Below are 11794 nucleotides of genomic sequence, written 5' to 3'. Positions count from 1 at the left end.
CTCTAACTTGTTTGCTTTCTGCCAGTCGGCGGTTTAGTGCCCGGAAATGGTGCATTTCTGATGAGAGCTTTTTGAGGGTCCCATCGTTGTATGTAGTATGGCTCGCAACTGAGAGCCTGAAGCGATCTCAACAACAACCACTCTAAGAAAGGAGGACAAGAATGTCTAACGCTAACAATCTCAAGCTCATCAAGCCATTGGATGGCTTCGGCAACGTTTCGGACGCGGATGTGATTATACGTGCAACCGCGGTCCAGACGGCCATGACCGGCAACGCGAACTACCCCGCGGCACCGGTCGATCTGGCGGCCCTGAAGACCAACGTCGACGCTTTCGTGACACTCGTCGCGCAAGCGGCCGATGGAAGTAAGAAGGTCATTGCCGAAAAAAACAAACAACGCGCAACCGTCGTGGAGATGGTGCGACTGGTTGGCCGCTACGTGGAAGGCGCATCGAAAGGTGATATGTCGATCTTCCAGACGAGCGGCTTCCAGCCTGCTTCAACGACGAAGGCGAAACCCCAGCCTTTGTCGGAAAAGATCCGCAAAATCGGCCACGGCTCCAACAGCGGGCAAGTCAGCATCTGGCTGCGCTCGCTGAAGGACGCGTTGAGCTACACCATCCGTTTCGCGCCCATCGTGAATGGCGCGGCGCCGGCAACCTGGACCGAGCAACCTGTCGGTCTGGTACGGTCGCCCGTGCTGCTCTCGGGTCTGACGCCGCTCACCACCTATGCATTTCAGGTGCGTGCGCTGACGAAGGACAACGCGTACACGGACTGGAGCGACTCGGTCACGTTCGACGTAACGTAACCGGGAATCTCCTCACTCAGGCGGGGCGGTCTTGCTTCATCGGGCCGCTCCGCACTTTTTCCAACAACAACTCATCACGAGCGGCTGCGAGTGCAAGCCCGACGCGAAGCGCAAGCGCGATAGCGCGCAGCCTCAAGATAGGGCGCAGCCATCAATAGAAAGGAGGTGACACATGGATGCGTATGAGGAAATCCTGCGCGCGCTGGGCCGCATCGAAGGCGAACTCGTCGAGATGCGGAAGCTGACGGACCGGTTCCGGAGGCTCGAAGCGGCGGTTCTCGTCGTTTACGTCTTGTGCGGGCTGGCGTTCAGCAGGTGATCCCACTGTAGGGGCGGTCTATGACCGCCCGCAGTTCCCAAAATTCACAACGACACGCGGGCATAAAGCCCGCGACTACAAAGGACAAAACCCATGATTCGATTTCTGACACAACATCAGTTTGGCTTCGCCGTGGCGATTTACTGGATCTTCTCCGCCGCGGTTTCTTCGATGCCGGAGCCGGCCCCGGACGATGCGCCGGGGTATCGCTGGCTCTACCGCTTTGTTCACTCGATCGCGGGAAACCTTACCACCGCGTTTTCTACGGCTGCGCGCTATCGCGCTTGCGCTTCGCCCGGCAGCCGGCTTCCGGTATCGAAGCTTCTTCCACTCGTGCTCCTGGTGCCCATGGTCTGGCCGGCCACGGCATGCGTGGCGCGCTACACCGTCCGGCCAGGCGCGCTGAGCGCGGCCGATTCCGCCGCATACGACACCCTGTACATTGCGGAAAGCGTGATCGACCAGGCGCGTTCGGATTCGCTCTCTCCCCCAGAGAAGGACGCGCTCGGAACGCTCATCGCTTCGTATAACGTGGCCCGCGCATCGTGGCTTGCTTATCGCGGCGCGCTGGCCACCAATACCCCGCCGGACGAGTACTTTCAACAGCTGACGAAGAATCTGACGGATTTGACCAATGCCATCCAGGCTCTAGGCGAGTCGGGAAAGGAGGTGAAAAAATGAATCAAAACCTGATTCTGCAGTTGATCGAAGTGGCGATCGCGCTGGCACAAACCCAGCTCGAGCCCGGTGATACCGCCAGCACGCTGGCCGGCATCGTCCAACGTGCCGTGGCCGCGTATGAAGCGAGCACCGGGCAGCCACTGGATCCGTTACTAATCAAAGTGGAGGCGCCGTTGTGATCTGATTTGCGCCTCGCCCCAGGATGGCCTGGACGCCCTTAAACATCAGGTCCGCCTGATGTTTAGGGGCAGCCACATCTACAACCCAGCTCGTTGCAGAACACCTCGGAGTCTCGATTGAGAGCCGCCTCGAGGACCTCTAAAAATATTTTGTACTTTTCACGCTTCTCGATCCCTCTATTAGGCAGAAGGACAGAAATTCCACAAGGAGATTGAAAGCTATGGCGAACGAACCCCCAACCGACCATCGCGCCAAAATCAGGCCCCTCGAATCCTTGAAGGCCGATGGAACACGGTACACCCATCCGGACCCCATACTCGAGTCCATCGCGTACTACCAGAGCGTGCCCGAATCCATACGCATCGCGGAGGCGGATCGCATGCCGTCGGAAACGCAGACGTACTTCATCCGTACCACCGATCGGAGCGGCCGCGTCTTCTACGAGCGGCTGTTCCAAAACCTCTCCAGAGGCGCCATCCGAGTGATCCATCAAACGATTCGAGGTTTGCCGGAGCTTGACGCCGCCGACCTGACCGCACGTGTGGGAGCTCACGTCATGGAGATGATCGTGAAACCCAAACCTTCGCGCAAATGCGAGCTGCTGGAAGTCCACTTCCGGCGAGCCGTCGAAGGTGAAGCCCTGGATGCACTTCGCGTCCACTTGCGCTCTCCCCTGGGCGGCTTGCGACGCGATCTCGCAGCGGAATACGACGACGATGGCGACGAGATGGAACGGCCGCTCGAAATGCTTCCTGGGAACGGCCCGGGACCCGAGGGGTTTTTCCTCATCCTCCGCGACCGCAATCGGCGGCATCAACTCCTGCGCATCGCCTGCCGGGCGGTTCCGGACCGCCGGCATCTGAAGGCGGCGGTCCTGCGCTGGGGCTACGGTTGGCCGGTCACCTCCAGGGATCGCGACCAGCCGAGCCTCATGCGTCATTTCGCCGTCTCCGAAGCGCAGATGCACCGATGGCTCGATGGCGCCATGAAAGCGATGCGCGAAGCTCTCGAGAATGAGCCGGAAATGATCCAGGCGCGCGCCACAACAGCTGAACGCAAGAAAGGAGGCAGGTAATGACTGAATACACAACCTTCGATGATGTTTTAGCGGACTTAATGATGGAGGAGTCCGAACCCACGTATGAGGTCTTGAGGAAATGGCAGGAACGATGCCCAACGTTTCGCAATACACTCGCCGACTTTTTCGCGGCCTGGGCCATCCAGCGTGAACCCATCGACGATCTGCCCGCAATCGACGAGGAGGCCATCGTCGAGAAAACCGTGCAGTATGCGATGCAGCTCCTCGAACAGGAGGGCCGCATCATTCCCGATGACCAGGTCGAGCCGGTCGGCGATTTCGACCAGATGACGCTCGCGGCCATCTACGTCGGTCACGGCCGCGCCGATGCAGCAAAGCTGGTCGACGAGGTCAGCGAAATGGCGGGGCGGCAGGTCTATCTCGGCGCTGTGCTGAGATCGCTGTCCCGGCTGGAAGAGAAACACCTGATTGAGTCCTGGGAGACCGCAGCAACGGAGGCCGGCGGCGAAAGCAACTTCTATTACAACATCACCATCATTGGAGAGCGCGCACTGGCTTACGCGAAGGAGACGTCGCGAGTCGTGGCCGGTCTTCTGGGAGATCTTGCATGAAAACAATTGCCAAAGAAACCATTCGAATGGTCGTCGACAGGGTTCATCCCCGCGATCCGCAGTTGAGGGCGAAAAGCCTGGGGGCTCTGAAAAAGCAGGACACGACGGCATTGCAGTTCGCCGCGCACGCTGCGGACACGCTGGCCTCGAGCTATCTCAAGAAATTCGCGCCCTCCTTCAATCATTATGCGGCGCTGGCGCAGGCCGCTGTCACGGTGATCTGTTTCGCGTTCGCGCCGCCCCAGGCCGGCCTGTATGCCCTGGGCGCGGCCCTGATCGCGTTGTCGTTCCGCGATGCCTTCACGCATCAGGAGGAGGCGCTGCCGGAAACCCAGTACTTCCTCGATTCGGCGGCGGACGCCGCGACGGCCGGGCTGTTCGTGATCGCGTCACAAGGCCTGGCGGTTGTCGCATTGCGGTCGCTGGTCCTGCCGGTTCAGGTCCTGTATCGTGGCCTGCTGGTCGCGATGCCTCTGATTGCCACGCTCCGGATGGTGCTGCGGCCGAAACCCGCACCGGCGCGAACCGGTGAGCCCGAACAGGAGAAGATTTCGGCACAGAAGCTCTATCGGAAGACGCGCTGGCTGAATTTCCTCTGGCTGGTCACCGTCGATGGTCTGGTGGTACAGAACGTCACCGACAAACACGGCTACTTCCCGGATTTTCTGCGCGGCTTCCTGCCGCTGTTCTGTTTTGGAACATGGAAGCTGTCTCAGGTGGACGATCTGTGCTGCCGGGATAACCTCTTGACGCTGTTCACCTCGCTCAAGGCGAAGACGCTGCGGCGGATGCGGGGAAACGTGGCGGCAGGGCCGGACGCCCCGACGAACGCGAATTATTCGACGTTCAAGCTCTTTCAGTTGGGGTTCTTCGGCGTGATGGTGCTGTCCCTGTTGCCGGCGGTCGAGCCGTTCCTGTTCGGAGAGCCCCTGATGCAGAGCATCTGGAAAGCCACCGGCTCCGTGCTTGCGTTCACGGTGGCGCTGGCCGCGTGGCCACGCGTCAAGGCCGCGAACCGCGCCGCCGCGCGGGCGCTGCTGGCGGAGGCGAGGAAGGAGGAGGAGAAGGCGAAGGGGGCCTGATTGCATCATTGCATCATTGCAGGTTTGTTCATTGTTTCAATGAAGGCCGTAAACTCTCCTGCTGAGTTCGCTGCAGACTCAGCAGGGGAGTGGCTCTGCAATTTCTTCGAACATTTTTTGCTTTAACAGTTCTTACAACCTGGTGTAGAAGAGCGGGAAATGATATCCGATATGAAGGATCGAATCATGGACTGGCTGCGCTCATCCCGGCTGCTACCGCGCCGGAAACGCCGATGGCACAAAAACCTTACTGGTGAAGCCAACGCGTTTTTTGATGGGCTTCCATCACTGCCCAGCATCGATATTCGTGCCTGCCGCAAAAGCGAAAAGTCGCAGATCGCCAGCCACCTGCTTGAGCGGGAGTGGGACCGGTACTGGTTCTAATCCACTATCCAAAGAAGCCGCGGACGCCTTCGATCACTCGCTCGATTTCGCCCTCGGTGAGGAAGGCGTGCATCGGCAGGCTCAGGACGCGCGAGCACAGCAGATCCGCATTGGGACAATGCGCGGGATTGAACTCCGCGAAGGCTTTCTGGCGGTGCAGCGGAATCGGATAGTGCACCAGTGTGGGAATCTTCAATTCCGCAAGGTGCGCGCGCAGCTTGTCCCGGCTCGCCGTCGTGACGACGAACAGATGGCAGTTGCTCGAACCGGTTTCGGCCTGCATCGCCAGCGGCAGGCCCGCGAGCGCCGCGCGATACTTCGCCGCCACCGCGCGGCGGCGATTGTTCCAGTCCTCCAACTTGCGAAGCTTCACGCGCAGAATCGCGGCATGAAGTTCATCCAGACGGCTGTTCTGTCCGAGGATCTCGGATGAATAATTCTCCTGCTGTCCGTAATTGCGGAGCAGCCGGCACTCGTTCGCCACCTTAGCATCGGAGGTCACGATCATTCCACCGTCGCCGTAAGTCCCGAGGTTTTTCGTCGGGTAGAAACTGAAGGCCGCGGCCAGCCCGAACGAGCCGCAGCGGCCCCAGCTCGCATTGCTGCCGTGAGCCTGCGCCGCATCTTCCAGCACAGGCAGGCCAAGATGGGAGAGTTCCTGGAGCCGCGCCGGCATTCCATAGAGGTGTACCGGCACGACGGCCTTGGTCCGGGTGGTTTTCCGCTCGAAGCATGATGAAGGATCGATATTGAAATCTTCGGCGGAGATATCGGCGAAGACCGGCCTCCCGCCGATCTGTGTCACCGCCATGGCGGTCGCGGCGGCGCTCACGGCGGGGACGATGACTTCGTCGCCCGGCCGGACGCCGAAGGCGCGCAGTGCGATTGCCAGCGCGTCCGTGCCCGAGCCGACGGCAATCCCGTCTTCCGCCCGGCAATAGCGCGCGAACGCCTGCTCAAACGCGGCCGCGGCCGGACCCAATATATAGCGCCCGCCGTTCAGAACCTCCCGGATCGCGCCGTCGATCTCTTCATGCAAGGACTCGTACTGCAGGCGAACGTCATTGAATTCCATGATTATTGGATGCCGGCAGGCACGATTTCAAAATCATCGATTCGTATCGGCGGAGAATCGGCCGTGATATCCGTGTAGAAGACGTACCTGCCGCCGTTCAGTTTCTGTGTCGAAGCCAGCTGTCTGTAGATCGCGCTTTGCGGCTCGATCAGCCACAGAATCCGCCCCTCACGAAATACCGGAACCTTCACCGGCGCACCCTCTTCCCTCTTCTCGAGCGTCTGATCCCGGCGTATGCGTTCCGCGCGGTTTTTTGCGCCGCCGTTGTAGAGGACCCACAGGTCGCGGTCCGGCAGGTAGTATCTTGCGATCTGCCAGTGCAGGAACCACTGCTCGCCGTTGGCATCGGTGGTTACGATCATCGAAGGCCGGTCCGCCGGCGTCAATTCCCGAAGCTCCTTCAGACTGCTGCCCGCCACGTCATCGAGCGTGCGAACCATGCCAATCGACGATTCATACGCTCCGAACAGCGCCGCATTTTTGAGCGAAGGCGCCTGTTTTTGCGTGCTGGAAATTGCTTCAGGCAGCGGAAAGAAATCCAGAAAGAGCATGACGTTCAAAATCAGCGCTCCGCTCAATAGAACGTCTCTGCTGCGCGCCAGCGAGAGGACATAGCCACCGAGAACGCAGAGCGCGGCGACGGAAGCCAGCGTGTGTCCGGGCGCCCCGACATGGATGAGCGCCTGCACGATGAGTCCGGGCACCAGCCAGACTAAAAAGAACGCGGCTTGCGGACTGTTCAACCGGAGGCGATCCCGATTGCGGAAGTAAAACGGAATCGCCCAGATCCAGGTCACAACCGCGAGGCCGTTCCAGATAACGAGCCGGTTCACCTGCTTCAGCCAGGACAGGATTGAAGAACCGAATACGATCGATTCGGGCCGCGACTGGTCTACGGTGTAATCCAGCATGACGTGGATGAAGGACTGCACGCCTCCCATCGCAAAAACCAGGGCTCCGGCCCACACGGCCACGAGGGCGGCCAGCACGGCCGCCGCTTGAAACAGGATTTTACAGGACTTTGTACCGGCCCAGGAAGAGATCGCCCACAACGGAAATAAAAACGCGCCGAGGTCGGGCCGGAAGCCGCTGCCGATACCAAGCGCGACGGCTCCCCATAGCGCAAATCGCTTCTCGCCGTTCCAGCAGCGCCAGCAGCAGTAGGCCGTCAACAGCGAAAACAGCGCGAGGTACGGACGCAGCGGCCCGTCCAGAGTCGAGTGCCAGAACACCGGATTGACCAGCAAGAGGAGGACGGCAGCCGCGCCCGCCCAGTTCGAGAACATCCGCTTGCCCAGTGCAAACGCAGCGGGCAGGCAAAGCGCGCAGACCAGGAGGGAGATTACGGTGAAAGTGTGGCCCGCATCGCGTACAAAAAAATTGACGATCCGGCCGGACAGAACGAAGAACGGATAGCCGGGCGGTTGAGGCTGATCGATTCGCGGATCGAACTTTTCGAGGGACAGGGCGAGGTTGACGTTATCGATCGAGAGGTAGGATGCCATGGCCGGTATCCGGCTCAATAGCAGTAAAGCGAATACGACGATCCAGAAGATCCTGTGGTCCTGCCGCTCTTGCATGGTGAGAACATTCGGGGCGGAGTTGATTGAGCAACATTCCCCTCCTTTCCAAGGAGGGGTGGCTGCGCCATTACTAAGATGGCCCCTTCCTTAGCGGCGCAGCCGGGGTGGTTGGTAATTACAAACAAAATAAGGTGCGCTACGCGGTTCGTTATTAAACACCCCGCCCTGCGGCTTCTAACGATTTGATGCCTCGGGCACCCCTCCTTGAAAACGGAGGGGAATGTCAAAACCCGCCCGCCGTTACTTTTCGCGGGGGAGAGTACCACGAAACCGCCGGTATTCGGCGTACCGCTGCAGGATTTTTGCGTCGTCGAGAGGTGGGATGCGCCGCAGCCGGAGTTCGGGAACCGGTTCGCCAAGCGCGCGAAGCGCGCAGATGGCGGCGCCACGAATGGTCAGGAAGCCGGGTTGTTCGGGCATCCAGACTGGTGTGCCGGGAATAGCGGCCAGAAGCGGAGCCGCAAGCGGATCGAGAAAGCCGTTGCCGGAAAGAACAAGGTCGGCCGCGCGCGTTGCAGATGCGGTTTGCACGATCTCGAGAAAATGCGCGAGATTGAAAATCACGCCTTCCAGAATCGAGCGGGAAAGATCCGCGGCAGTGTGACTGGCCTTCAGGCCATGCCACGATCCGGTCAGATCCGGATCCCACTCCGGCGATCGCTCACCATGCAACAACGGAATGAATATCGGAAGATCTGTTCCAACCCTTTGATCGGTGGCGCCCAGGATATTCCGGCCCCAATCCAGAACGTTTCCACCATTGCTTCCGGCGCAACCGAGCAGATACGCATTCTCATCGGCCATGTAACAGAACGTTCCTGCGCCCGCAACAAGCGCCGGCTGCGCGAGCGTCTGCCGCACGACAGCCGATGTCCCGAGAGTCACGCTGAGCTTGTCCAGTGATTCACAAGCGGAGCCAACGTTCGCGGCGAAACCGTCGCCCGTTCCATTGACCACGGGCGTCTCCGGCGGCAGGCCGAACTCTGCCGCCGCCGAGCCCGTAATGCCGCCGGCAATTTGGTTCCGGCTTGCGACCTCCGGCAGATACCCAGCATTCAATCCAAGAAGATCCAGAATTTCTTCAGACCAGCGCCGCTTGAGGATGTTGAACAAACCGGATGCGGACGCGATGCCGTGATCTTCAAGCCAGACACCGGTGAGTTTGTGCATCAACAGCGCCTTGATCGAGACGATTCGCTTTGCCGCCTGCAAAGCCGGAGCTTTTTCCAGACGCATCGATGCCAGTTTGAACACCGGAAACATCGGGTGAAAGCGGCAGCCCGTGGTCTGATGAAAACGATCGCCCAGTTCTGATCGAATCAATTCGACTCCGTCAGCGCCCCGTTGATCGAGCCATGTGAAGAGCGGAGTGAGAGGCTCATCTTCGGCGTCCAACAGAACGCAGTTGTGCATGAAGCTATCGATGCAGATCGCGCCGATGTGATCCGCAGGTGTCAGCTGGAGTTGAGTGATCGAGGCTTTGAATTGTTCGATGATCGACGGAACCGGAAGGGTTGCGCGGTCATAGACCTTGCCTACAGCAGCCCACGGCGTCTCGGTGGAACGCGTGACGTGGAGTTGAGAATCCAGGATCGCAGCCGTGATCCCGCCGGAAGCGATATCGAAGCACAGAATGTTCATCACCTTGCGCGGCAGTATAACTTGACACAGCGATGCCCACAGTGTCGAATAGGCCTGCGGTCATGGATGCCGAACTCTTTCTCTCGAATACGATCTCTGTTCTAGCTACCTCCGCGGATCTGCCCACAACGGTCGATAATCTGGCCCGCCTGGCTTCGGCCGAACTGGCCGACGGCTGCGCTGTGTTTACGTTCGATAACGAACATACCGTTCGCCGGCTGGCGATTGCCAGCGGTGCGGAATCTGGAGGGAGCGGCCATCCGGTAGATGCGCTGTATCCTTTGGATCTGCACGCTTCCGCCGGCCCGGGCCATATTCTTCGAACCGGCGAATGTGAGAGGTTCAGTCCGGTCACTCCTGAGCTTATCCAGACACTCGGTCTCAAATCCGAAGAATTGAAGTTTTCCGGCGGCCGCCGCGCCTCGGCATATTTCGGAATGCCGATCATCGCGCGAGGGCGGACGATTGGCGCCATCGCCTTCTTTTCGGCAGACTCGAAAGCTTCATTCGACGATGCGAGTCTCGGCTTGATGCACGGCCTGGCCAATGCCGCCGGTGTCGCGATCGATAATGCCAAGCTGTATAGAGAGGCGCAGGAAGCCAACCGGCTGAAGGATGAATTCGTCGCGATGGTGTCGCATGAATTGCGCACTCCCCTGACGCCGATTCTGGGCTGCATTCATTTATTGCGTACGGCGACACTCAGCCAGGCGAACTTCGATCGCGCGCTCGAGATGATTGAGCGGCATGCCCACGTGCAGGTGCAGATCGTCGAAGACCTGCTGGATGCGTCGCGCATCGTCGCCGGCAAGCTGCACCTGGTGCTGAAGTCGACGCAGATCGTTCCGGTGGTCGAAGCCGCGGTGGCCTCGGTTCAGGCGTCGGCGGATGCGAAGGGCCTTCACATCATCACAAATCTTCAGGAGAGCGCGCAGCCGATCGACGGAGATCCGCACCGTTTGCAGCAGATCGTCTGGCACCTGCTTTCCAACGCCGTCAAGTTCACGCCGCCGGATGGGCGCATCGAGATATCCACCCAATCCGGCGGAGATCACGTGGAAATCCGTGTGACGGACACCGGCGTCGGCATTCCGGCGGATCTGCTTCCCTCGATTTTCGATCGCTTCCGCCAGTCCGGCGAAGCGAATTTCAAAATGCGTTCCGGCCTTGGACTCGGGCTCGCCATCGTCCGCCATCTAGTCGAACTGCACAATGGTTCGATCGAAGCGGCGAGTGCCGGCCCCGGACAAGGCGCGGTGTTTACGCTGAGATTTCCATTCGCCGCTCGAAAAGCAGCCTCGGCCACGTCATAATCAACTGATGTTGAGACAGAAGGCGGGTTCGGTAGTGTGCCCGGCGTGCGGCAACCTCGTCGGCGTCAATGACGAGCGATGCTTCACGTGCGGAAGGTGGAATCCGGGATTGTGGGGTTTCGCTCCCGCGTTGAACCGTCTGGGAAGAGACCTCGGGTTCACTCCGTTCGTGATGGGAGCATGCGGCGTGCTGTACGCTTTAATGCTCGTCGCCGATCCGAGCGGCATCAACGAGGGCGGCATCCTGAATTTCCTCTCGCCGAGCCTTAAGGCGTTATTCGTCTTCGGCGCCAGCGGCGCGCAGCCGGTATTCGGCTACGGACGATGGTGGACGGTCCTCACGGCAGGGTGGCTGCACGCAGGGCTGCTCCACATTTTCTTCAACATGTTGTGGGTGCGCCAGATCGCCCCGGCGACGTCCGAGATGTACGGGCCCAGCCGCATGATCATTATTTATACGATCGCAGGCATCGTCGGATTCACGGCGAGCACGCTGGCCGGGGCCTTCATTCACCTTCCCCTGATCGGGGGCGCCGGGTTCACCGTGGGAGCGTCGGCGCCGTTATTCGGCTTGCTTGCAGCGCTCGTTCACTACGGAAGGCGCACGGGCAGCAGCGCTGTAGGCGACCAGGCAAAATCCTGGGCCGTGATGCTTTTCATCTTCGGCTTCATCATGCCGGGAGTAGACAACTGGGCGCACCTCGGCGGCTTTGCCGGGGGCTACGTCACTTCAAAGTTCCTGGATCCTATGCGGCCAGAACGCCTGGATCATTTGATCGGCGCTCTGGTATGCCTAGGTGCTACAGGGATTGCTATTGTGTTCTCGGTTGTGGACGGGTGGCGGCTGCTTGGGCTCTAGTTTACTGCTGATGACAAACTGACGGTGTTTGTCTTCGAACTCGACGATGTATTCATCCATCGCCTCGATTTCGTTCGCATTTTCACTGAGCCAAACCACTCTCGCTCGCCGGCCTTCGATGGAAACGATGTCGCCGACTTTAAATCGTGTCATGGTCAGGCCGTTCGACGCTCCATTCCCCGGCCCGCGCCGGTAGCCTGAACCTGGGCCTCTTT

13 protein-coding genes are annotated in these 11794 nt (G+C 59.9%); 10 read left to right on the top strand and 3 right to left on the bottom strand.

The features are described from left to right. Window positions 1–161 precede the first annotated feature (161 nt). The 8 genes from VGK48_19085 to VGK48_19050 all read left to right on the top strand — a co-directional run bounded on the left by VGK48_19085 (window position 162) and on the right by VGK48_19050 (window position 5108). Window positions 162–812 (top strand): hypothetical protein, encoded by a 651-nt coding sequence (locus VGK48_19085; GenBank protein HEY2383286.1) that lies wholly within the window; start codon window positions 162–164, stop codon window positions 810–812. Window positions 813–984: 172 nt separating this feature from the next. Next, window positions 985–1131: a hypothetical protein gene (locus VGK48_19080; protein HEY2383285.1), complete on the top strand. Its 147-nt coding sequence runs from the start codon at window positions 985–987 to the stop codon at window positions 1129–1131. 93 nt (window positions 1132–1224) lie between these two features. Continuing rightward, window positions 1225–1812, top strand: a complete 588-nt coding sequence (locus VGK48_19075; protein ID HEY2383284.1) for a hypothetical protein — start codon at window positions 1225–1227, stop codon at window positions 1810–1812. Continuing rightward, window positions 1809–1991 (top strand): hypothetical protein, encoded by a 183-nt coding sequence (locus VGK48_19070; protein ID HEY2383283.1) that lies wholly within the window; start codon window positions 1809–1811, stop codon window positions 1989–1991. The genes VGK48_19075 and VGK48_19070 overlap by 4 nt, the downstream gene beginning before the upstream one ends. Window positions 1992–2212: 221 nt before the next feature. After that, the gene (locus VGK48_19065) at window positions 2213–3067 is read left to right on the top strand and encodes a hypothetical protein (protein HEY2383282.1); all 855 of its coding nucleotides are present in this window, start codon (window positions 2213–2215) and stop codon (window positions 3065–3067) included. Further along, the gene (locus VGK48_19060) at window positions 3067–3642 is read left to right on the top strand and encodes a hypothetical protein (protein HEY2383281.1); all 576 of its coding nucleotides are present in this window, start codon (window positions 3067–3069) and stop codon (window positions 3640–3642) included. Before VGK48_19065 ends, VGK48_19060 begins: the two co-directional genes overlap by 1 nt. Window positions 3643–3668: 26 nt before the next feature. After that, window positions 3669–4724 (top strand): hypothetical protein, encoded by a 1056-nt coding sequence (locus VGK48_19055; GenBank protein HEY2383280.1) that lies wholly within the window; start codon window positions 3669–3671, stop codon window positions 4722–4724. A gap of 171 nt (window positions 4725–4895) precedes the next feature. Then, window positions 4896–5108 carry a hypothetical protein gene (locus VGK48_19050; protein HEY2383279.1) on the top strand — a complete coding sequence of 71 codons (213 nt, stop codon included), beginning with the start codon at window positions 4896–4898 and terminating at the stop codon, window positions 5106–5108. A gap of 4 nt (window positions 5109–5112) precedes the next feature. Here VGK48_19050 and VGK48_19045 read toward each other — a convergent pair whose 3' ends face one another. From VGK48_19045 to VGK48_19035, 3 genes are all read right to left on the bottom strand, one after another. Continuing rightward, window positions 5113–6183, bottom strand: a complete 1071-nt coding sequence (locus VGK48_19045) for a DegT/DnrJ/EryC1/StrS family aminotransferase (protein ID HEY2383278.1) — start codon at window positions 6181–6183, stop codon at window positions 5113–5115. Between the two features lie 2 nt (window positions 6184–6185). Continuing rightward, on the bottom strand, window positions 6186–7763 hold the full coding sequence (locus VGK48_19040; GenBank protein HEY2383277.1) for a hypothetical protein: 1578 nt from the start codon (window positions 7761–7763) through the stop codon (window positions 6186–6188). Window positions 7764–8006: 243 nt separating this feature from the next. Beyond that, entirely contained in the window at window positions 8007–9407 is a 1401-nt protein-coding gene (locus VGK48_19035) for an FGGY family carbohydrate kinase (GenBank protein HEY2383276.1), read from the bottom strand. Between the two features lie 62 nt (window positions 9408–9469). On the opposite strand from VGK48_19035, the gene VGK48_19030 reads away from it, so the two are divergent. Beyond that, the gene (locus tag VGK48_19030) at window positions 9470–10720 is read left to right on the top strand and encodes a GAF domain-containing sensor histidine kinase (protein ID HEY2383275.1); all 1251 of its coding nucleotides are present in this window, start codon (window positions 9470–9472) and stop codon (window positions 10718–10720) included. A gap of 7 nt (window positions 10721–10727) precedes the next feature. Further along, the gene (locus VGK48_19025) at window positions 10728–11579 is read left to right on the top strand and encodes a rhomboid family intramembrane serine protease (protein HEY2383274.1); all 852 of its coding nucleotides are present in this window, start codon (window positions 10728–10730) and stop codon (window positions 11577–11579) included. Window positions 11580–11794: the final 215 nt, after the last annotated feature.

Source organism: Terriglobia bacterium (genome assembly GCA_036496425.1).
Lineage (GTDB): Bacteria > Acidobacteriota > Terriglobia > 20CM-2-55-15 > 20CM-2-55-15 > 20CM-2-55-15.
Note: the sequence above shows the minus strand (reverse complement) of the source record. Positions and strands in the feature narration are given on the sequence as shown.